General features: G+C 37.0%; 21 protein-coding genes. 9 read left to right on the top strand and 12 right to left on the bottom strand.

Features of this window, described 5'->3' with window-relative positions; all coding sequences use genetic code 11:
* Positions 1 to 861: 861 nt before the first annotated feature.
* The gene (locus PN497_RS05860) at positions 862 to 5,544 is read left to right on the top strand and encodes a glutamate synthase-related protein (RefSeq protein WP_096570180.1); all 4,683 of its coding nucleotides are present in this window, start codon (positions 862 to 864) and stop codon (positions 5,542 to 5,544) included.
* Between the two features lie 166 nt (positions 5,545 to 5,710).
* Here PN497_RS05860 and PN497_RS05855 read toward each other — a convergent pair whose 3' ends face one another.
* The 5 genes from PN497_RS05855 to PN497_RS05835 all read right to left on the bottom strand — a co-directional run bounded on the left by PN497_RS05855 (position 5,711) and on the right by PN497_RS05835 (position 9,359).
* Positions 5,711 to 6,028, bottom strand: a complete 318-nt coding sequence (locus PN497_RS05855; RefSeq protein WP_096570182.1) for a hypothetical protein — start codon at positions 6,026 to 6,028, stop codon at positions 5,711 to 5,713.
* A gap of 39 nt (positions 6,029 to 6,067) precedes the next feature.
* Positions 6,068 to 6,238, bottom strand: a complete 171-nt coding sequence (locus PN497_RS05850) for a hypothetical protein (RefSeq protein ID WP_228051741.1) — start codon at positions 6,236 to 6,238, stop codon at positions 6,068 to 6,070.
* Between the two features lie 268 nt (positions 6,239 to 6,506).
* Entirely contained in the window at positions 6,507 to 7,415 is a 909-nt protein-coding gene (locus PN497_RS05845; protein WP_096570184.1) for a polysaccharide deacetylase family protein, read from the bottom strand.
* Positions 7,416 to 7,955: 540 nt separating this feature from the next.
* Positions 7,956 to 8,324, bottom strand: a complete 369-nt coding sequence (locus tag PN497_RS05840; protein WP_096570186.1) for an EamA family transporter — start codon at positions 8,322 to 8,324, stop codon at positions 7,956 to 7,958.
* 90 nt (positions 8,325 to 8,414) lie between these two features.
* Positions 8,415 to 9,359 carry a glycosyltransferase family 2 protein gene (locus tag PN497_RS05835; RefSeq protein ID WP_096570188.1) on the bottom strand — a complete coding sequence of 315 codons (945 nt, stop codon included), beginning with the start codon at positions 9,357 to 9,359 and terminating at the stop codon, positions 8,415 to 8,417.
* A 166-nt stretch (positions 9,360 to 9,525) separates the two neighbouring features.
* Here PN497_RS05835 and PN497_RS05830 point away from each other — a divergent pair, with 166 nt between their 5' ends.
* From PN497_RS05830 to PN497_RS05820, 3 genes are all read left to right on the top strand, one after another.
* Positions 9,526 to 9,789 carry a type II toxin-antitoxin system Phd/YefM family antitoxin gene (locus tag PN497_RS05830; RefSeq protein WP_096570190.1) on the top strand — a complete coding sequence of 88 codons (264 nt, stop codon included), beginning with the start codon at positions 9,526 to 9,528 and terminating at the stop codon, positions 9,787 to 9,789.
* Entirely contained in the window at positions 9,773 to 9,985 is a 213-nt protein-coding gene (locus PN497_RS05825; protein WP_228051742.1) for a type II toxin-antitoxin system VapC family toxin, read from the top strand. The genes PN497_RS05830 and PN497_RS05825 overlap by 17 nt, the downstream gene beginning before the upstream one ends.
* Positions 9,986 to 10,169: 184 nt before the next feature.
* A complete protein-coding gene (locus tag PN497_RS05820) occupies positions 10,170 to 11,750 on the top strand; it encodes an ArnT family glycosyltransferase (RefSeq protein ID WP_272109783.1) in 1,581 nt (526 codons plus the stop codon).
* A gap of 27 nt (positions 11,751 to 11,777) precedes the next feature.
* Here the strand turns inward: PN497_RS05820 and PN497_RS05815 are convergent, their stop codons facing one another.
* The 3 genes from PN497_RS05815 to PN497_RS05805 are packed head-to-tail and all read right to left on the bottom strand — an operon-like array spanning position 11,778 to position 14,638.
* A complete protein-coding gene (locus tag PN497_RS05815) occupies positions 11,778 to 13,043 on the bottom strand; it encodes a hypothetical protein (RefSeq protein ID WP_272109782.1) in 1,266 nt (421 codons plus the stop codon).
* A 37-nt stretch (positions 13,044 to 13,080) separates the two neighbouring features.
* Positions 13,081 to 14,460, bottom strand: a complete 1,380-nt coding sequence (locus PN497_RS05810) for a mannosyltransferase (protein ID WP_096570194.1) — start codon at positions 14,458 to 14,460, stop codon at positions 13,081 to 13,083.
* Between the two features lie 22 nt (positions 14,461 to 14,482).
* Positions 14,483 to 14,638 carry a hypothetical protein gene (locus tag PN497_RS05805; protein WP_190346485.1) on the bottom strand — a complete coding sequence of 52 codons (156 nt, stop codon included), beginning with the start codon at positions 14,636 to 14,638 and terminating at the stop codon, positions 14,483 to 14,485.
* 243 nt (positions 14,639 to 14,881) lie between these two features.
* Between PN497_RS05805 and PN497_RS05800 the strand changes: the two genes are divergently transcribed.
* The 5 genes from PN497_RS05800 (at position 14,882) to PN497_RS05780 (ending at position 18,060) form a co-directional block, all read left to right on the top strand.
* Positions 14,882 to 15,487, top strand: a complete 606-nt coding sequence (locus tag PN497_RS05800; protein WP_096570196.1) for a Uma2 family endonuclease — start codon at positions 14,882 to 14,884, stop codon at positions 15,485 to 15,487.
* Between the two features lie 181 nt (positions 15,488 to 15,668).
* Positions 15,669 to 16,865 carry a 1-deoxy-D-xylulose-5-phosphate reductoisomerase gene (dxr, locus tag PN497_RS05795; RefSeq protein WP_096570198.1) on the top strand — a complete coding sequence of 399 codons (1,197 nt, stop codon included), beginning with the start codon at positions 15,669 to 15,671 and terminating at the stop codon, positions 16,863 to 16,865.
* A 120-nt stretch (positions 16,866 to 16,985) separates the two neighbouring features.
* Positions 16,986 to 17,231, top strand: coding sequence for a type II toxin-antitoxin system Phd/YefM family antitoxin (locus tag PN497_RS05790; protein ID WP_096570200.1), 246 nt, complete (start codon positions 16,986 to 16,988; stop codon positions 17,229 to 17,231).
* Positions 17,232 to 17,300: 69 nt separating this feature from the next.
* Positions 17,301 to 17,615 (top strand): type II toxin-antitoxin system VapC family toxin, encoded by a 315-nt coding sequence (locus PN497_RS05785; protein WP_272109781.1) that lies wholly within the window; start codon positions 17,301 to 17,303, stop codon positions 17,613 to 17,615.
* Positions 17,616 to 17,862: 247 nt separating this feature from the next.
* Positions 17,863 to 18,060: a hypothetical protein gene (locus PN497_RS05780; protein ID WP_096570202.1), complete on the top strand. Its 198-nt coding sequence runs from the start codon at positions 17,863 to 17,865 to the stop codon at positions 18,058 to 18,060.
* Between the two features lie 94 nt (positions 18,061 to 18,154).
* On the opposite strand, the gene PN497_RS05775 is transcribed toward PN497_RS05780, so the two are convergent.
* From PN497_RS05775 to PN497_RS05760, 4 genes are all read right to left on the bottom strand, one after another.
* Positions 18,155 to 18,652, bottom strand: a complete 498-nt coding sequence (locus PN497_RS05775; RefSeq protein WP_096570204.1) for an acyl-CoA thioesterase — start codon at positions 18,650 to 18,652, stop codon at positions 18,155 to 18,157.
* A gap of 293 nt (positions 18,653 to 18,945) precedes the next feature.
* On the bottom strand, positions 18,946 to 19,287 hold the full coding sequence (locus PN497_RS05770; protein ID WP_096570206.1) for a DUF1815 family protein: 342 nt from the start codon (positions 19,285 to 19,287) through the stop codon (positions 18,946 to 18,948).
* A gap of 792 nt (positions 19,288 to 20,079) precedes the next feature.
* Positions 20,080 to 20,295 (bottom strand): DUF2839 domain-containing protein, encoded by a 216-nt coding sequence (locus PN497_RS05765; protein WP_096570208.1) that lies wholly within the window; start codon positions 20,293 to 20,295, stop codon positions 20,080 to 20,082.
* A 149-nt stretch (positions 20,296 to 20,444) separates the two neighbouring features.
* Positions 20,445 to 22,040 (bottom strand): helicase C-terminal domain-containing protein, encoded by a 1,596-nt coding sequence (locus PN497_RS05760; protein ID WP_096572759.1) that lies wholly within the window; start codon positions 22,038 to 22,040, stop codon positions 20,445 to 20,447.
* Positions 22,041 to 22,183: the final 143 nt, after the last annotated feature.

Below are 22,183 nucleotides of genomic sequence, written 5' to 3'. Positions count from 1 at the left end.
TTTGAAGGGTATACCGGAAAAAGTGTGCATTTTTTGGGATTTCAAGAGATGGCAAAGAAATTTTCAAATCTCCTCCTGACTCCTGACTCCTGACTCCTGACTCCTATGCCCTCACGGAAAGACTTTCTCAGCAACCCCTAGATAGTTTCCTAGTTCTCAAACAGAGAAATAGTGTTGTAAAAAAAGAAACGCTCTCTTTAAGTGAAAGAGTGTTTAAGTGTGATAACTGTGGATTTGAATTTGACAGGAATTTAAACGCAGTTATTATTCTCTTAAAAACTATCAGTTAGGCAGTGTTTGCCTGTGAATGGGGTAGTGCCGACATTACCAACATGAAGCAAGAAGTAAACTAACCTCAAAGTATATTTGAGTAGGTTTTATATAGTGGTTTACATAACGGCATATAGTGTTATATTTTGTAATACGCTGTGCTTGTTGCTGCAATAGGAAAATTGCTGGACAAAAGATAGCGGTATGTTCTTTTGCAATTAAATCTCAGGTAAATCCCAAATGGTGATCCTGAACAAATGGCCTATATCTGGCTAAAAGGGGATTAAAAAACACCAAGCTTCACTATCTAAATAAACGTAATAAACGTAATGTCAGGGAAAGCAAATTATCTAGATCAAGGTACTTCTTCTAAAAGTGCGGTGCATAAACACTTAAAAAAATAACGCGGCTATTTTAACATGGGTGAGCAGAAATGTAAACCTCAAGTTAAAATTTTTTTTCCCTAATTTTCCCTTAATTTTTAGTGATTATGTATTTCCCGACCGCTAAATCTTAGATTTTTTTCTTTGCGGTAGCAACATTTGTCACATTAATAACTCAACAATTTCACGATTCTTTCAGGAATAAAATATGAATCATCAATCATTGAATCAGGGTCAAAACATCACAATGACAAATATGGAAAATAGGTCAACTTATCAAGGTCAAAGATGGTTAGTTGAAGAACGGGATGCTTGTGGTGTAGGCTTTATTGCCCATCGCTGCAATATTGCCAACCATGAAATTTTGGCAAAAGCTTTAGATGCGCTGACTTGTTTAGAACATCGGGGTGGATGTAGTGCGGATCAAGACTCTGGAGATGGGGCGGGTATTTTGACGGCGATTCCTTGGGAATTGTTGCAACAAGAAGGATTTAAAGTTGCTAATACTGGTAACATGGCTGTAGGAATGATCTTCTTACCCCAAGATGGGGAATCAGCCAAAAAAGTTAAAGAAATCTTTGAACAAGTAGCAAAGGAAGAAAATTTAACTGTACTGGGTTGGCGTAAAGTTCCTGTACGTCCAGAGGTTTTGGGGATACAAGCAAGAGAAAACCAACCCTACATAGAACAAGTTTTTCTTTCTTCGGCTGATAAAAGCGGTGATGAACTAGAACGGGAAATGTATCTTACCCGTCGTCGTGTGGTAAAAGCGGCGAAAAATATTTCTGAAGAATTTTATGTCTGCTCCCTTTCCAGCCGTACCATTGTTTATAAAGGTATGGTGCGATCAGCGGTATTGGGAGATTTTTACCAAGATTTAAAAAATTCAGCTTTTAAATGTGCCTTTGCTGTTTATCATCGTCGTTTTAGTACCAACACCATGCCCAAGTGGCCTCTAGCTCAACCCATGCGGTTACTAGGTCACAATGGGGAAATTAACACTCTGTTGGGTAACATTAACTGGATGATGGCGCGGGAAGCTACTTTAGATCATCCGATTTGGAAAGGACGCGCTGAAGAATTTAAACCTTTGGTAAATACTGAAAGTAGTGATTCTGCGACTCTTGATAACGTGCTAGAGTTATTGGTACGTTCAGGACGTAGCCCCCTGGAAGCTTTAATGATGATGGTTCCAGAGGCTTACAAAAATCAACCTTCTTTAAAAGGTCATCCTGAAATTGTTGATTTCTATGAATATTACAGTGGTTTACAGGAAGCTTGGGATGGTCCGGCGCTGTTGGTATTTAGTGATGGTAAAAGAGTTGGTGCGACTTTAGATAGAAATGGTTTAAGACCGGCGCGGTATGTGATTACTAATGATGACTATATCGTAGTTGCTTCCGAAGCGGGTGTAGTTGATTTCCCAGAAACCAGTATTATCGAAAAAGGTAGATTAGGACCTGGACAAATGATTGCTGTAGATTTAAACAGCAATGAAATTTTGAAGAACTGGGAAATTAAACAACGTATTGCTAAGTTACATCCTTACGGCGATTGGTTGCAAAAATACCGTCAAGAGTTGTCAGATTTGGTAAAACCGTCATCCAATGGTAATGGTAACGGTAATGGTCATTATGTAACTGAAAGTTCTGAAATACCCGATAAACAAACTTTACTGCAACAACAGATCGCTTTTGGTTACACTAGCGAAGATGCAGAAATGATTATTCAGCCGATGGCGAATACTGGTGCTGAACCGACTTTCTCTATGGGTGATGATATTCCTTTGGCGGTTTTATCAGAAAAGCCCCATCTGCTGTACAACTACTTTAAACAGCGTTTTGCCCAGGTAACAAACCCACCCATTGATCCGTTAAGAGAAAAATTGGTAATGTCCTTGACGGTGGAACTGGGAGAAAGAGGTAATTTATTAGATCCGCAACCAGAACACGCGAGAAGATTAAAGTTAGATTCGCCTGTTTTGACTGATGCTGAGTTAGAAGCGATTAAATTATCTGGTTTTGGCACTGCTGATTTATCAACTCTGTTTTCTATTGATGCAGGTCCTGATGGTTTGAAGGCGGCGGTAGAATCTTTGCAAAAACAAGCTGCGGAGTCGGTGCGGGCTGGTGCGAAGATTTTGATCTTGAGTGATAAGATTGCCCCACGTGGTGAAAAGGGTATCAGTGCTGATTTGACTTATATTCCGCCTTTGTTGGCTGTAGGTGCAGTTCACCATTATTTGATCCGCGAAGGTGTGCGGATGAAGACTTCTTTGGTGGTGCATACCGCCCAATGTTGGAGTACACACCATTTTGCTTGTTTGTTGGGCTATGGTGCGGGTGCGGTTTGTCCTTATATGGCTTTGGATACGGTGCGTGACTGGTGGGCTGATCCTAAGACTCAACAGTTTAGGGAACGGGGTAAGCTGAATAATATTACTCTGGATCAGGCGATCGCTAATTATCGTCAAGCTGTAGAATCAGGTTTGTTGAAAATTCTCTCAAAAATGGGAATTTCCCTGCTTTCTAGCTATCAAGCGGCGCAAATTTTTGAGGCGATCGGTATTGGTGGCGATTTGTTAAATTTAGCTTTCCGGGGTACTACTTCCCGCATCGGTGGTTTAAGTTGTGCTGAACTGGCTCAAGAAGTGCTTTCTTTCCACAGTAAGGCTTTCCCTGAGTTGTCTGCTAAGAAGTTGGAAAATTTGGGCTTTGTTCAGTATCGTCCCGGTGGTGAATATCACAGTAATAGCCCGGAACTGGTGAAGGCGCTGCATAAAGCTGTGGATGGTAAGCAGTATGACCATTATGAAGTTTATAAACAGCATCTAAAAAGCAGACCTGCAACGGCTTTAAGAGATTTATTGGATTTTGCGAGCGATCGCCCATCTATTCCTTTAGAAGAAGTAGAGTCTGTCAGCGAAATCGCTCAACGTTTCTGTACTGGTGGTATGTCTTTAGGTGCGCTTTCTAGAGAAGCACACGAAACTTTAGCCATTGCTATGAACCGCATCGGTGGGAAATCTAACTCTGGTGAAGGTGGGGAAGATCCAGTTCGTTACAATGTGTTAAATGATGTTGACGAAAACGGACATTCACCCACTCTACCCCATCTCAACGGTTTGAGAAATGGTGATACTGCTTCCAGTGCCATCAAACAAGTCGCGTCTGGTCGTTTTGGTGTGACACCGGGATATTTAGCCAGTGCTAAACAAATCGAAATCAAAATTGCCCAAGGTGCAAAACCCGGTGAAGGTGGACAGTTACCTGGTCCCAAGGTTAGCCCTTATATTGCCATGTTGCGCCGTTCTAAACCTGGTGTAACTTTGATTTCACCCCCTCCCCATCATGATATTTACTCAATTGAAGATTTAGCGCAGTTAATTTTTGACCTGCATCAAATTAACCCCAAAGCTCAGGTTTCTGTGAAGTTAGTGGCGGAAATCGGTATTGGTACGATTGCTGCGGGTGTAGCAAAAGCTAACGCTGATATTATCCAAATTTCTGGACATGATGGGGGTACTGGTGCATCTCCTCTGAGTTCTATTAAACACGCTGGTAGTCCGTGGGAATTTGGATTATCAGAAGTGCATCGGGTGTTAATGGATAATGGGTTACGCGATCGCGTAATTTTAAGAGTTGATGGTGGTTTAAAGAGTGGCTGGGATGTCCTGATCGCTGCTTTAATGGGTGCTGAGGAATTCGGTTTTGGTTCGATCGCCATGATCGCCGAAGGTTGTATTATGGCGCGGGTGTGTCATTTAAACACCTGTCCCAAAGGTGTAGCGACTCAGAAAGAAGAACTGCGTCTACGCTTTACAGGTATTCCTGATCACGTTGTTAACTTCTTCTATTTCATCGCTGAAGAAGTGCGGAGTCTGTTAGCTAAACTGGGATATCGTTCTTTAAGCGAGTTGACTGGTAGGGCGGATCTGTTCACTGTGCGTTCTGATGTCAAGCTTACAAAAACCCAATCTGTGAATTTAGATTGTTTAACTAAGTTACCAGATGCTAAATCCAACCGTAGCTGGTTAGAACATGAAGAAGTTCACAGCAATGGATCAGTTTTAGATGATCAGTTCTTAGCGGATGCAGAAATTCAAGCAACCATCAAAAATCAATCTACTGTCACCAAGTCTTTCAAAGTTGTGAATACTGATAGAACCGTAGGATCAAGGTTAGCGGGTGCTATTGCTTCTCAATACGGTGATAGTGGTTTTGAAGGGCAAATTAACTTAAACTTCCAAGGTAGTGTAGGTCAAAGCTTTGGGGCATTTATTTTACCTGGTTTAACCTTAACTTTACATGGGGAAGCTAACGACTATGTAGGTAAGGGGATGCACGGTGGGGAGATTATTATTAAACCCCCAGCAGATGCGACTTACAACTCAGCCGAAAATGTGATTGTGGGTAATACCTGTTTATATGGTGCGACTGGTGGGGTGTTGTTCGCTAGAGGTTTAGCAGGTGAACGCTTTGCGGTACGTAACTCTAAAGGTACAGCAGTTATTGAAGGGGCTGGGGATCACTGCTGCGAGTATATGACCGGTGGTGTAGTTGTGGTTCTGGGTAAAGTCGGCCGCAACGTCGGCGCTGGTATGACTGGGGGGTTAGGTTACTTCTTGGATGAAGATGATTCTTTCTCTGAGTTGGTGAATAAGACCATTGTGAAAATCCAGCGTGTAGCAACGGAAGCTGGTGAGAAACAACTCTATGACTTGATTAAAGCTCATAGCGATCGCACTGGTTCACCAAAAGCGCAGTTAATTTTACAAAACTGGTCAGAGTATTTACTCAAATTCTGGCAAGTTGTACCACCTTCAGAAGCTGATAGTGCAGAAGCTAATGTGGAAGCTGAAAAGGCTGGTAAACAGTTGAGTTCTGTTTAGTTAGCGATCAGTATTGCAGGAGGAAAACTATAAAGTTGTTGGGAGTAAGTGTCATGTTTTGATGATGCTTACTCCTGGTTTTTAAGTGAAAGATTTGGTGATTGGAACTACATTTTTATATCTCACGCAAAGGCGCAAAGGAAGAAGGAAAGAAGAAGAGAGAGTTTTATTTTAAGCCGTGGCAGATGAAAGCCGCCCAGTAAACTGGATGTGAAAAGGGGCATTGATGGTTATAAGTTTTAATTTGATAAATCTGATATGCTAATTTTTGATATTTTTGATATTCACGATCATACTCTAAATACTTTGCATTATCTTCTTCTCCATGCGCTCCCATACCAGCAGCTATCTGTTTTATGGTTTGCACTAAATCTATATCTATCAGATGTTTGTTATTATCTAAAATTTCTGGTTCTTCTCCTCTCGAAGAATTTAGCAATTTATTAATTAATTCAAAATAAGCTTGTTTTTTTGCTTCATCCATTGGTAAAATCTTATCTGTAGGTATTATTTACAAATTTATTCAGCCCAAAATCTCCCTCAACTTCTCCATCAAGTCTTCCGCCAAATCTAACATTTCAATTTCATCAATTCCTCCATCACTAGAACCGCGATTACTTCCTAAAACCGCAACACCACCAACTAACAAATCCTTCGCAGCAAAAATTCTGTCATTCTCTGTTAATTGACTCAAACAATCTTCTAAACCTGCAATAATTTCATCAATTATGACTCAGTGGGGCTGAAGGCAGAGCCTTCTAAGCTGTTGTGCATTTAATTTGTATAAGTAGAACAGGCAAGATGCCTATTCCACAAGAGTTCAGAATATTAGGATTATACAATTTAGCTGTGTAACAGCTTAAAATTCATTCCCATACTCTGTATGGGAACGAGAAAACGAGAAATATTTACCTCCTGCCTCCTTTCTCCTGCCTCAAGGGGCAACCACGGGGGGTTTGCCCCTACTTCTTATTAGCAGCTAACTGTTGCTGTTGATCTTGCATTTCCAAGAGTTCAGGAACAGTAACAAATTTATAGCCTTGCTTACGGAATCTACTGATAATTTCTGGTAAGGCTTGGACGGTGTGAGTGCGATCGCCTCCACCGTCGTGCATTAAAACAATACCCCCTGGTTTTGCCGATTTGAATATATTGTTAATAAGTCTAGGTACAGCAGGACGGGAATAGTCTATAGAGTCAGATGACCACATAATAATTGCATACTTATTATTTCTGGCGTAGGATACGACACCATTAGTCATAATTCCACCAGGTGGACGAAATAAACCGGATTTCACCCCTGTAGTTTTAAAAATAATATCTGTGGTATTGGCAACTTCATAGGCTGCGGCTTGGGCGTTCATGTGATGATACCAATGATGCCAGGTATGATTAGCAATAGAATGGCCTTCAGCAACTATACGTCTAGTTAAATCAGGATAATTTTTTACATTTTGCCCAACAACGAAAAATGTACCTGGAATATTATTTTTTTTGAGAATATCTAGAACCTGGGCAGTGCTTTTTGGCCAAGGACCATCATCAAAGGTGAGGGCAATAACTTTCTGGTTTGGAGGTAGGGTTGCAAATTTAATTGTTGCTCCTTGAAAGCGTGATGGTACATCAGTGATAATACCTTTTGCTTGTGCTTCCTTTTGCCAAGTAGTAAGCATAGCAGCTTTGAATTTCTCAATTCGCTGCTGAGTGCCTGTATTAGCCGCAATCTCATTGATTTTGATACGCTGGTTATTTTGAGCTTTAGAGGTATTTGCCCTCACCAGCATCATTAACCCAATACCCAAAGTACCAGTTAAACACAGCAATACAATCAATATTCCCTGCGGCCAAAAAAATGACTTATTATTTTCCACTGCATAGCTCCTTCAAGGGTTAAACCGTCGCTCACGTTGATGACGGTAGTTCATAACATATTTTTTTTCTAAATGTTAGATACTCAGTTAGGTACTGGTAATCATCAAAACTACAATGGTAAATTACAGAAATTATGAAATTTAAGTAGACAATTTATACTTACTGGAATTTGGTTGCCTCAAACGGTGAAATTTACCATTCAGTTACTTCCTTAAGTATGGAATCTATGACTTGTTTACTTTTATCTATAACGACGGGTAATAAATTAATAATTATTCCACATAACCAGCTTTGAGGAATAGAGTATCTAACCCAAAATAAGGACACATACTATCATTAACATTACTGGAGATGTATATTTTAACCTTGAAGTTTCTTCCTGCCTGTAAAAGAAAAAATAAAATTTTTCACTTGATTTTGTTGTTTTTAGAAATCTATCGAATAGATAGACAAAAAACAACTAATCATAGTTTCCCATGATTGAGTCTGAATTATTTGTTAATATAGATACTGCTGTATAAATAATTCTGAATTGGATTTTATTTGCGCCAAATTACTAAGATTACTCCTGTAACAATAAAACCTAATCCTACAAGACGCATCACAGAAATAGGTTCTCTTAAAATAAAGAAACCCAATAAGACGGAAAATATATAACCAACGGATACCGCAGGAGCAGCAACGCTAAGGTTAACTCTTGTTAGTAGTAATATGTATGCGATCGCACCAATACCATAACAGGTTAGTCCTAATAATAGTTCTGGTATGGTGATCATGTTGAGGATGAGATTAATAATGTTACCTGCATGAACTTTTCCTAGTTTCATGGCTCCTGTTTTGAGGAAAAATTGTCCAGCAACGCTGATGAGGACTGAGAAGAGGAGTAAAGTAAATTCTTGGGGTGACACTGGTATTTCCTGAGTATTTTAATGGTGATTTTTTATTAAACAAAAAGATAGACAAATTAGGGAATTAAATAATTAGATTATTTGAGCTAATTAAGTTTTTGTCAAACCTCCCATTTCCTTTACTGTATAAAGAGGACGACCTTTGACTTCTTCATAAATTCGACCAATATATTCACCTAAAATACCAATACAAATTAACTGCACTGAACCTAGGAAAAACATGGCAATAGTAATTAATGTGTAGCCTATTAGGGGAGATACTGGTGCAAATATTCGCCAATAAAGAACTAACAAGATCATAATTAAGGCAATAGTAGCTGATATGATACCTAAATAGGTTGCCAGTCTTAAAGGAACTGTGGAAAATGAGATAATACCATCAATTGCTAAGGATAAAGATTTACCGAAAGTATATTTTACATCTCCTGCATAACGAGGGCTTCTTTCAAAAAGTACGGATGTTTGACGAAAACCTACCCAAGCACGTAAACCACGAATGTAGCGGTTACGTTCTGGCATAGCATTGAGAATATCTACTACTTGTCTATCCATTAAACAAAAGTCGCCTGTATCTACAGGGATGTCAACTTTAGCCAAACGTTTGAGAATGCGATAAAAAAGATATGCTGTTAAGCGTTTGAACCAATTTTCTTTTTGACGGGACTTGCGCTGGGCATAAACTACTTGGTATCCTTCATGCCATTTGTCAATCATGGTTAAAATTAATTCTGGTGGGTCTTGTAAGTCAGCATCCATGACGATAATGCTTTTACCTTGGACAAAGTTTAAACCTGCTGTGACTGCGACTTGATGACCAAAATTGCGAGCTAGACTTAGGTAACGGATTCGACTATCATGATGGTGTAATTCGCGGATCATGCTTAAAGAGCGATCGCGGCTACCGTCATCAATTAAAATCAGTTCAACTTCACCGTGTAATTGTTCCATGACATGAGTGAGACGGCGATACATTTCTGTGATGTTTTCTTCTTCGTTGTAGATGGGGATGACTAGGGAGTATATGGGCTGATTCACGGTGATAATTGATTTGATGGATAATTTATAATTACGGTTGGTTAAGTTGAGAAGTTAAGAGTACAAACATAGTTTGCAGAAAATCAAGAAAATAAGTTTAAAGTATAGTAAAATTGGAGTATAAGCTAAAGAATTAACATGAATTTTACCACTAATTAACTTAACAATGTATAACGCAGAACTCCCAGATAACTTAGGTGATTTTGGAGAATTACTCCGTAGAGTTTTTTCAGGAGAAGAAGTTATTCTTTCTCAAGGTGGTACTCCTGTGGCTCGTATTTTACCTTTTTCCCAGCAGCCATTACCGCGAATACCGGGTTTAGATCGTGGTAAGGTGGTGATTGCTTCTGACTTTAATTCACCTTTACCAGAAGATATTTTAAAAGATTTTCTTAATCCCCTAGACATTGAGAATGAAAGTATTACTTGATACCCATGCTTTTATTTGGTGGGTTACAGACGACTTGCAACTTTCATCTACTGCTTACAAAATTATTACCGATCCTAGTAATGAGTTATTTTTAAGTTCTGCAAGTGCGTGGGAAATTGTGATTAAGGTACGTTTAGGAAAACTAAGTTTACCTGAACCTCCAGAAATATATATTCCTAAGCTGTTACACAGCTAAATTGTATAATCCTAATATTCTGAACTCTTGTTTAACAGGCAAGATGCCTGTTCCACTTATACAAATTAAATGCACAACAGCTTAGTCGGTTAAAAATAAATCGTTTCCAGAGTTTACCAATTCAAATGGCTAAAATATACAGTTATCAAATTATATACAAAATTCTCTACACTTATGGTTATAGATGATTATTAACTTTTTAGAAAAGATGATTCAGATTTACAAAGTGCGTCCATTCCAAGAAAAAGAATGGTTATTAGCTTTATTGGTAGCATCTCTATTTTTATGGATGATAGGTTTGGGTAATTTACCTTTAAGAGATTGGGATGAAGGTACTTATGCTATAGTCGCTAGAGAAATTTACCGTACTGGTAACTGGTTTTATCCTACCTTACAAGGAGATCCTTTTTTATTAAAACCTCCTTTGATGCAATGGTTAATTGCTGTTTTCTATCACATCGGAGGAGTGCAAGAATTTACTACCAGATTTCCAGGAGCATTTTTAACAGCTTTAGGAGTTCCTTTACTTTACTTAATTGGGCGTTTAGTTTTTTTAGAAACTTTACCAGCTTTATTTTCTGCCTTGGTTTATTTAACATTATTGCCTGTGGTGCGTCATGGTAGACTGGCAATGTTAGATGGGATGGTTATTTCCTTTTTTTTATTGCTATTATTTTGTGTGTTAAAAGCAAGAGAGAATAGAAAATATGCTCTGGGAATAGGTTTTTGTTTGGGTTTAATTACTTTAACCAAGGGAATGTTAGTGGTAGTGTTAGCGGGTATTGCAGGTTTATTTATTATTGCTAATAAACAATTAGCTTTATTGAAAAATCCATATTTATGGATAGGACTATTTTTAGGTAATTTACCTGCTATTGGTTGGTATGTAGCCCAATGGCAATATTATGGTGATACTTTCTTAGATGTGCATTTTCAAGACCAAGCTTTTGATAGACTAGGGACAGCAGTTGAAGGTAATACTGGTCCTGTTTGGTATTATGTACTTGAGGTAATAAAATATGGTTTTCCTTGGTTGTTGTTTTTGCCTGGAGGTTTATATTTAAGTTGGAAAAACCGTGATCGGGCTTGGGGTTATTTGGTGCTTATTGGTGCAATTGTTTATTTTTCTATAGTTTCTTTTATGAGTACGAAATTACCCTGGTATGTGATGCCTATCTATCCGTTTTTAGCTTTAGCAGTTGGGGCTAATTTAAGTTATATTTGGCATAAAAATCAGTTTAAAAGTAAATTTTTGATGGGATTTTTTGCATTTTTAACATTTGTTGGTTTAGGGGGTTGTGTTTATTTTAGTATTTTTGATAAACAGCCATTATTAATTATCATGAGTATTGTTTTAGCAATGACTATGGGCATAATATCATGGTTAATTAATCAGCATAACCGTCAATTTATCCCTGTTTTATTTACTGGAATTTATTTAGTTTTATCACTATTAATGCTTTCAAATTCTTGGATATGGGAGTTAAATGAAGCTTTTCCAGTGCAACCAGTGGCAGCATTAATTCGTCAGCATATTCCAGCAGGAACTACAATTTATACTTCTTTTGGTTATAATCGTCCTAGTTTGGATTTTTATAGTGATTGTAAAGTTATTGCTGTTACTGTAGAGGGTTTGCAGAAAATGTTAAATAAAGGAGCTTATTTGTTGGTTAATAATGATAGTCTTGAGAAAATAGATTTATCTGGAAGTAAGGTTTTCGGTAATGCAGAAAATTTTACTTTGATTTCAGCAAAAACTAAATAGTTACTCATCGTCAGTTATTTTCCTCATCTAAGCAACCCATAAATCTCGTGCAAATCGTATAGAAAATGTCACCATTAGTATGGCAAAAAAACACATAACTGGGTATCTTATACGAGGATAACGTTCCAGGAATAAACCAAATGCAATGGATAATGAAACAATACCATAAGCATAGCGTTCAGCTGAAGCAGTAATTCCAGTATTTAAAATTAAACCATAGGAACACAGTCCATATACAAAGGTAACAAGAGGAATTTGATAACGGAAAAAGTATAATAAATATATCCCACCAAAAACAATCACTACTTTAAATAATTCATCTCCTGCTAACAACCAAAGTAATAACCATAGGAAATAAAATCCATAATGTACTTTTTGTAAACCTAATTGTAAGCGAAATCGCCATAAAATATAGCCAATAATGATAATTACTAAAAATAATAATGGATGCCAAGGTTGTTTAATATATCCAGATTGCCAATTATTAAAACCTATAACTACCTGCATTATCATTTTCCACCAACCTTCCCAAGCAAAACCTTTTGCATCTCCTCTCCATGCTTTTTGTGCATGAATAAAAGCCAAAGCATCACCAAATTGAATTTGACAATATAGACTATAAAAAATAATACCTAATGCAGTAGCTAAACTAGCAATATAGGCTTTTATAGGTCTTTTCTCTTTCCAGGAAACAAATAAAAAAGTAGGTAACAATGTAATTCCTGGTACTCTTGTTGCTGTAGATAATGCACCCCAAAAAGCTGCCCAAATATATTGTTTTTGATCAAAAGCTCGCAAAGCAGACGTAGTGCATAATAAAAACAAACCTTCAGTATAAATTACTGTACCATAGAGAGAATAGGGACACCATGCTAAAGCTGTTATTATCCACCTTGCAGCACTTTTCCCATAAAGTTCGTTTGCCCAAGAATAAAGTATAATTAGTGTTGCTAGAAATGCTAAGTTATTTACTAAAATACTGGACACTTTAAAAGGTACACCAGTAATCATTAATAAACGACATAATAATGGAAATAAAGGAAAAAAAGCTACTGTAGGGGTTTCTCTTAATTCACTAGAAAAATCATAGCCATGAGTGACAATTTTTTCATACCAAACACTGTCCCATGCGTGGAATACATCCCAGCTGAAGGTAGCAATAACACCGTTTGATGCAACTGGGAATAAGGGAGCAATTATTAACATTGTAACAGCTATCAGAAGTCGGCTAGATAGCCACATTGAGATAGTAAAAAATAAACCTTTTCTCGACAAATATTCGTAATGTAACATGGAAATTACTCGCATATAATATTCTTAAAACTATCATTTAACCCAGCCATTTATCTTGACCATATTTAATCCACTGTTCTACTAACATAAAGGCAGAAATTAAACTCATAAATAGCAAAATTTTATATTTCATATTACCAGGAATACATAGATAAAAATATCCTAAACCTACGAAAAATAATGGAGTAGCAAATATATATCTACCTAAGCTTAGTAAACGGTCATAAGTGAAAAACATAACCAGTGAATGAGCAGTAACAAAGTAAATACAAAGCCAAAAAATATAGTTTACAGCTAACTTGTTTGTATACTCAGGAAGTTTGATTTGCGATAAATTGATTTTATATTTTATTGATTGAATCAAATTGTAAGCATATACTAATATTAATAAAGGTGGATATATATATAAGGCATTCCACCAAATTCTATATTTAGGCAAAAATATATACTTCTGATTTTCAGTATATTTGTAATATGTGAAAATCAAAGCCAAGATCAAAATTATAAAAGGTAAATAAAGACCTATAATATCAACTAAAGGAGACTTAGGAAATAAAAGTAATTCTAGATGAATGCCTAATTTCTTACCCCAAAGACTTTGGTCATCAAAAGGAGCAAAAAAATTACCTCTAGTCTGGAGACAAAAGCTACCATAGACAGCATAGCCTAGTAAAGATGCAACCCAAATAGTTACAGTTGTTTTAATTAATAGATAATATTTTTGTAGATTATTTAATAAGTTATTCCAAGAATATATCTTGATTCTCAACATTTCCAAACCAATAATAGTTATTAAAGTTAATGTGGTTGCAAAAAATATTTGAATTAATACAGGTCTGGTTAAACTCATCAAAAATGTAATGATGAATAAAAAACAAAGTTTGAGATTTTGATTGATTTTATTATTGGGTAAACAAAGCCAGATAAATAACGTACTCAATAAAGAAAAAATGCTTTCTGTATAACCAAGAACTCTAAATATTGCCATTGGATTAACAGTATACGCTAACATGATCAAAAAAGCTAATCTTGTACGTTTAAAAGCTATTTTTACAACCCAAAATAGTAAGAAATTATTAATAATAAATATCCCATTAGCAACAATCAAAAAATAATGTGCTGCTTGTTCTATGTTGTGGGGATAAAAGAGGTTACGAATAAGAAATGGCCAAAGAGGATAAAATGCTGTACAACTGGGTTTTATAGCCATTTCCGAATAATGTAAAACATCCCAATAATAACTTTTATAAGGTAATTGAGGAGGAATTTCTCTAGTTATTTGGGTTGCAGAAAAGAATTTATGAAAAGCATCAGGATTGAATAGCATTCCTAGTGATGCACAAATAATAAATATACCAGAGATGGCTAATGGTAATATCCAATTAATGTTTTTTATATTTTTTTTTCTTAATAACATTTAATCGCACATCCCTTAGAAGTTAAATCAACTTATAATTAGTACATAATCTCACTACCACTGCAAATATAATCCCAATAAATAAATAACCGGGAATTGGCGATCGCAGATAGTTAAATATCCTATCAAACTTATGTCTAACTAATTTTAATAATCTATTGTTTGCGGTGATCATCATAAATTTTAGTATTTTAATATTATAACTTTTAGCCTGGGAAATTTTCCACTCATAGAAGTAAGGCATATATACCATAATCTACTTGGTAGAAATTTTACAGTGATAGCATATTAACAAATACCATACTTTGGTTGCATCAGAGATATAACCAGCGAAAACATTAGAAAATCAATATACAACCTAGTTAGGCAATAACTATTGCTAATATGTTAAACTGATATACATAGCTTTCTAATCAAAAATATGCAACTCACCCAAAAGCAATATTACACCCCAGAGGAATATCTAGAATTAGAAGCAACTGCGGACTACAAAAGCGAATATATTGAAGGAAAAATCATTCCAATGGCTGATGCATCTATAAATCATAACCGCATTACAGGTAATTTTTACGCCGAGCTAAATTTTGCCTTTAGACAACAAGACAAATATGAAGTTTTTAACAGTGATATGCGTCTATGGATACCCCAAAGATTAATCTACACTTATCCAGATGTGATGATTATTGCAGATGAACCAGAATTTTTCAACAATCGCAAAGATACAATTACCAACCCCCAGGTAATTATTGAGGTTTTATCTAAATCAACCAAAGGTTACGATAGAGAAGATAAATTTGCAGCTTATAGAACAATTCCCAGTTTTCAAGAATATGTATTAATTGATCAAACCCGCATTCATGTAGAACAATTTTCTAAAACTGGCAAGAAAAGATGGAATTTATTTGAGTACGATGAAGAAGATGAAAACATATCTTTCGTAACTGTACCTTTTGAAATTTCTTTACAGAATTTATATAATCAAGTAAAGTTTGGAGTTGTGGAATCTGAATTGGAAAATAATAGTTAAATCAATAGTTAAATCTCGTCAAATTTAGCAGTATACTATACTTTGGTTCGGCTATATATCCAACGCAATAACAATATAATAAATTCAATCTTGACATAAGTGCAAATTAGACGGTGGTGAGTGTTAAAAGTGAGTCCTTAACAATTTATAGTTAAGAGTATCCGTAAATTGTTAAATCATTGTGAAAGCTATTACCCTTCTTGGTTCTACCGGTTCTATTGGTACTCAGACACTAGACATCGTTTCTGGGCATCCAGACAAGTTTCGTATAGTTGGTTTAGCTGCTGGGCGCAATGTGGAGTTATTCGCAGCGCAAATTCGCCAGTTTCGCCCCCAAATAGCCGCCATTTCTGCTGCTGATAAGTTACCAGAACTTCAGGAAGCAATTAAGGACCTTGATCCCCAACCTATTTTACTCGCTGGGGAAGCGGGAGTGATTGAAGTTGCCCGTTATGGCGATTCCCAAAGTGTTGTTACTGGTATCGTTGGTTGCGCGGGTTTACTCCCTACTATCGCAGCGATTGAAGCGGGTAAGGATATTGCTTTAGCAAACAAAGAAACTCTCATTGCTGGGGGTCCTGTGGTTTTACCTTTGGTGGAAAAACACGGAGTGAAACTATTACCCGCAGATTCGGAACATTCGGCAATTTTTCAATGTTTGCAAGGTGTACCCAAAGATGGGTTAAAAAAGATATTATTGACTGCTTCTGGTGGTGCTTTTCGAGATTGGCCTGTGGAAAAATTGCCCACAGTTAAAGTTGCGGATGCTCTTAAACATCCTAATTGGTCAATGGGTAAAAAAATTACTGTTGACTCAGCAACTTTGATGAATAAGGGGTTAGAAGTAATTGAAGCCCATTATTTGTTTGGAATGGATTATGATGATATTGAAATTGTCATTCATCCCCAAAGTATTATTCACTCTTTAATTGAGTTACAAGATACTTCTGTTTTGGCTCAACTGGGTTGGCCAGATATGCGTTTACCGTTGCTTTATGCGATGTCTTGGCCAGAAAGAATTTACACAAATTGGGAAAGATTGAATTTAGTAAAATGCGGTAATTTAACTTTCCGTGAACCGGATCATCAAAAATATCCTTGCATGAATTTAGCTTATGCTGCTGGTAGAGCCGGCGGTTCGATGACTGCGGTTTTAAATGCGGCAAATGAACAAGCTGTGGCGCTATTTTTAGAAGAGAAAATTGGCTATTTGGATATTGCGCGGTGTATTGAATGGGTGTGCGATCGCCATCAAAATGATAACAAACAAAATCCTTCTTTAGATGACATTTTAGCAGCAGATCAATGGGCTAGACAGGAAGTTTTTACTGCTACTGAAAAGTTAGCTACTCAACCTCAGTTTATTTCTGTGGGTTAAGTTCTAGATTCCCGATTTCTTCAAGAAGTCGGGGATCTTCTGCGATCGCTACTCTTTCATGATATAATTAGAACTAATAAAAATAATATTGCTGCAATTGAAGCCATGGAGATAAATGCCATGATTACCCTAAATATAGATGAGATTCAAAACAATTTATCAGAATTTATCAAATTGATTCAAGAAGGTAATAGCTTGATCATTACTCAAGCAGATAAACCTATTGCTGAAATTAAACCCATACCAACAAAACCAACTCAAAAAGAAAGCCGTCCTATTGGTTTATGTGAAGGTGAATTTGTTGTACCTGATAATTTTAATGATCCCCTTCCTGAAGAAATTATTAACCTATTTACAAATCCATGAAAATTATCTTAGATACTCATATCTTTTTGTGGTTTATTACTAATAATAAACGACTAGCAGACCAATATTATGATGCTATTAGTAATCAAGATAACCGAGATTTATCTCAGTGTAGTTTCAGTTTGGGAAGCAACAATTAAATATCAATTAGGAAAATTACCATTACCAGCATCTCCTGAAATTTACCTTCCCCAACAGCGTGAAAAACATTTAATTTCCAGTTTATCTATTACTGAAACTACAATTACTCAATTAGCTAAATTACCACCGTTACATAATGATCCCTTTGATCGTCTTTTACTCTGTCAATCTTTAGAGCATGATTTCATCATTATGACAGAAGATAAAGCAATTCTCTCCTATGCAATGGTAAAGTTTTTCTAAAAATATAAAAAAGCGAATTGAGAAGTTTACTACCATTTTAATGGTAATATCTTAAACTAAAGTGCGATAGTTATTGATTTTGATCCTTTACAATCTTGCGTAAGCTCTAAATATACTGAATATTGTGATTATTTTATCACAGATGAATGCTTGCAAAATGATTAACATAACTAAATATCTTGCCATTTTCAAATATAATTGATAATCTAATTTAACAAAATTTTCTATTTTTTAGAAAAAGATGAGTATGATCATTACCTTAATAGTCGCTTGGATAATATTTGTCATCCTGTGGAAATTAGTCAAAACCACCATCAAAACTGCCGTAACTTGTGCAGCGATAGTGGTTTTATTATACTTCGGTTTTGGGATTACACCTCAAGATATTTGGCAGAAAATCTCTGAAATTACTCAAAATATCTCCCAAATACTTGTGCGTAATTAAACTTAATTTTGCGAAAAATAAATTTTTAATTGCTGATACTGTTAAGTAACATTTCAAAAGATTCCCAATCCCAAATCCAAAATCTAAAATCGTATTACTTGTATGAAGCCGAAATTTTCGCCAGTGCATCCTTCATTGCTGGAGGTAACTGACGCATAATTTTACCTCTTTCTCTGTCTAATGCTACCAATGTCACCTGAGCAGAAACATATAATTCTTGCTCATCAGCAGAAACAATTTTATAATCCCAGTTCATCCGCACACCGGTTACTTCCAACATCCGGGTTTTCACAACCGCCATCATTCCTAATTGCAGTGCGCGATGATAGCGTACTGATAATTCTACCACTGGTAAATCACAACCTAAAGCTACCAAATCAGCAAAATCAATACCTATAGAGCGCAAACATTCTACCCGCGCTGCTTCCATCCAAGTTAAATATGTACCATGCCAAGTAATGCCAGCATAATCTGTATGATGAGGCTGCACTCTGATCGGATATTCAAACCAAGTATCAAATTCAGTTTTTGTTAACTTGTCGATCGCACTGGTAGGTGGTAATTTTGGTTGACTTGGTGTTTCTTGAGTCATTTTCAATCTTCTGAATAATTGGTTTTCTTACCCATCAGATTTTAACAGACCTGCAAAACACTTGACAAAACCGCAAAAACAAGGTTCATTGTCGGTAATGGTGAAAAGGTGGTAGGCGTTGAAAAAACAAAGCCGCTATCACCAATTACCAATTACCAAAAAACAATTTCCTCTTTACCACAGCATATTGCAGGTAAATGAGGAACAAACAAGATCATAAACAAGATCGTAAAACAGTTTTGCACCAAGGCATTTTTACTGCTAAACACTTCTCTATCTTATTAGGCAATTTATCACTTCTTAACAAGAGTTTTATGACTTGTATAAGTTTGTATAGATTGCTTGACAAGATTAGCTAGTTCCTGCAATTGGCTAATTGCTTCTGCGCCTTCTAACTTCATCAATTCGCGGTCATCCCGCATTTCAGTCCAAGTAATTCCGTAATCTGATACTAAAAAGCGAATAAGATGATTATCTCCTAAACTTACCATGAACGAAGCACTGTTCATTTGGTCGCCACAGGTGTAGCAAGAAGCTGGGTAGCCATTACGCTCTAAAACTATTGCCAAGGCTTGCAAGTTCATTACCAAGTCTTGGACAAATTCCCTATGTTGATGTGCCAGTCTCAGAAACACTTTTTTCCTCCAGACACCACAGTCATTTGAGTATCTTTTATATTTTCTTTAGATTTTCCCATCCTTTGGTATTGTATACTATACAATTCCTAACAGATAGTTAAGTCTGTAATTAGTTACCCTGCTTAGGGTAGTGGATAACTATTCTGTATGTCGTATCAAACAATTCAGTTTGCAATATATAAATCTCAGATAAAACTAGCAAAGTTAACATTGTCTTTATATGTTTAGCACTAGTCTCCTGAGTTTAGTCAGCAATCAGCCTTCAGCCTAACTCAAATCTCCTGCTAGTCAACCCGGTAACAGTTGCATATTACACCTTTATAAGTAGTGTTTAACCGAATTAGCAGTATTTCTTAACTCTAGCGTAAGTTTTTGCCTTTTTCTTCCCATCTCTATTTTGGTGAATTTATGCTTTGTCTACTATTGATTAACAAAGTGCAAGCTTTCTGAGGCTCACAGTACCTAAAACCTTGCACAATTTTAATTTGAATCATCCTCAATCCCTTGATTTCTCTGGGTTTTACGTTTATTCAGCAAACCCTAAGTAAATTTCGTTAAATTTTATACTAAATTTTAGACACAGAAAACCCCAAATCTACAGACTTCCTCTGAAGATAGCGGAATCAAGGATCAGGTAGTAGCCATTTAGGCAATAGTTTCGATGTGACTGGGGACTAGGACAAGATTTTCGATTTTAGATTGGAGTTCATGAAATATAATCCAAAAACCAAAATTGTATCACCAATCACCAATCACCAATCACCAATCATCAATCACCTGTTCACTACTTTAAGCCACTACTTGCCACCAACCAAAAGCAGGTCCGATAAAACGGATTGTTACCCATACTACTACCATAGCGCCAATACCAATCCAAGCTCCGCGAGTAGTGATTTTCACAAACAATTCCGCTTGAGATTTAGTGATAGGAACCCAGGGTAAAATGCGAGTTTCTTGCCCGTATTGTTCTCCTAGTGTGCTTTTACGACGTTTTGCTTCACCCATAATCAATAATTTAAAGTTCGTTTTAGCTTCTTAATCTATGTTCGCAGGAATCACGGCGATTTTGGAAAGAAGTCAGGAGTGAGAATTTTTAGTTTTCCAATCACCCATCACCCATCACCCATCACCCATCACCCATCACCCATCACCCATCACCCATTTGAATTGTCTTCATTATTGGGAGAAAACAGACTGGGATCGAGATAATTTAAGCGTGCTAGAGGACTTAGAGCAGCGAGAATTTGAGCGCCATAACTGCGGTTCACAACACGACTATCAAGTAAAGCCACGATACCTTGATTTTCCCGGACTGGGGCGATCGCTCGTTGTAGTTCACTTAAAGCAGTAGGTAATAAATATAACCTAAACCAATCTTGGTGCGATCGCTTGTAATGAGCTACCCTACCAGCCACCAAAGGATTTTCCAAAGATGGTAAAGGCAAAGTTGCAATTATTAACAACCGGGGTGCTGGTAAAACATCTTGATGCGATCGCCAAAATTCCCAACCACTCACCAAAATTCCATTTTCATCCAAACAAGTTTTTTCCACCTGTACCCGTGAACCAAACTCCGAAGCCAAAATTGCCCCCACCCTTGCTTTCAGCGGCACATCCCCCACCAAAACCACAGTCATACCTGGAGATGTAGCACTTAAACAAACCAAAGTACGAACTTGATGAATAAACGCCCCTTGAAATTCCGGTGTATTAGGTAAAGGCAACTTATAGGGTGCATAAAGTTGAATTGCTTCCCCTTGACTATCACTAGAAAACTTCAAACAAGTCACATCCTCCAACCCCAAACGCTGACGAAATAGAGGAACTTCCGTTTCTGGTTCTACCGCACTACCAATCAATACCACAGGTTGCCGCTGCCAAATAGGGGCGAGTATTTTAGCCAATTCCATCGGGGCATAATGTAAAGAAAATAATCCTTGACGACGAGCAATAGTAGCCCAGAAAAGAGCAGAAGATAGGGTAATAGGGTGATGGGGTGATGGAGTGATGGTAGTAGGAGAAAAATCCTCGGTCAAGTTTTGGAACAGCAGCCAAAATTCCTGCCAGCTTTTTGGTAGATTACTTATAGACTCGAAGCTAGAATACAAACCTTGTAAAATTTCAATTTCCCTTTGAGAAATCAGATAACAGTGGTACGGGTTTTCTGGATGTTGGAATAATTCATGTGTCAATTGTACCCTAGCTTCCCGAATTACCTCAGCTTCCTGGGGACAAGCCAACATCAGTTGCTCCCAGTCATGAGGTTGAATATCTTGAGTTAGCTGATCACGTACCCAATCTTCCAAATCATCAACACCATCAATAATAGTAGGAATATTAGGGGGAAAACTACCATTATCAGCCAACTGCCCTTTTAACCAAGCTTGGGGGGAAGTTAACAGCAACCCTTGAAAATCAGAACCAGGCCAAACTTCACCTGTTCTAATGGGTTTATTAGCTGATAACCACTGCTGTAACCTGGGAATTTCTATATTTAGTAAACGCTGCTGGACAGTTGCCGATGCCACAATAATTACAGGACCATGCCACATCAAAGCAGACGCGATAAAACTGGTGCGATATCGACCCTGGTAGCCACAAACAGCCCCGACTTGAATTAAAGCACTACGTCCCAAACGCAAAGCCCGTGCTACCAACCGTGCCATCGTCAAGTGGTGAGGCCAAGTTGGAAAACCCTCTTGCGATCGCAGAAAGTTATGTAGTGATAAATGAACTTCAGCCTCAATCACGCGCTTTTCATCCCATAACAAATGACTTTTTTCCGAACTGCCACACTTTTATTATGTTGTCAGGGAATAGGGAATAGGGAATAGGGAATAGGGAATAGGGAATAGGGAATAGGGAATAGGGAATAGGGAATAGGGAATAGGGA

Source organism: Sphaerospermopsis kisseleviana CS-549, assembly GCF_028329225.1.
Classification (GTDB): domain Bacteria; phylum Cyanobacteriota; class Cyanobacteriia; order Cyanobacteriales; family Nostocaceae; genus Sphaerospermopsis; species Sphaerospermopsis kisseleviana.
The sequence above is the reverse complement of the archived record's forward strand: the minus strand, read 5'-3'. Positions and strand labels throughout refer to the sequence as shown.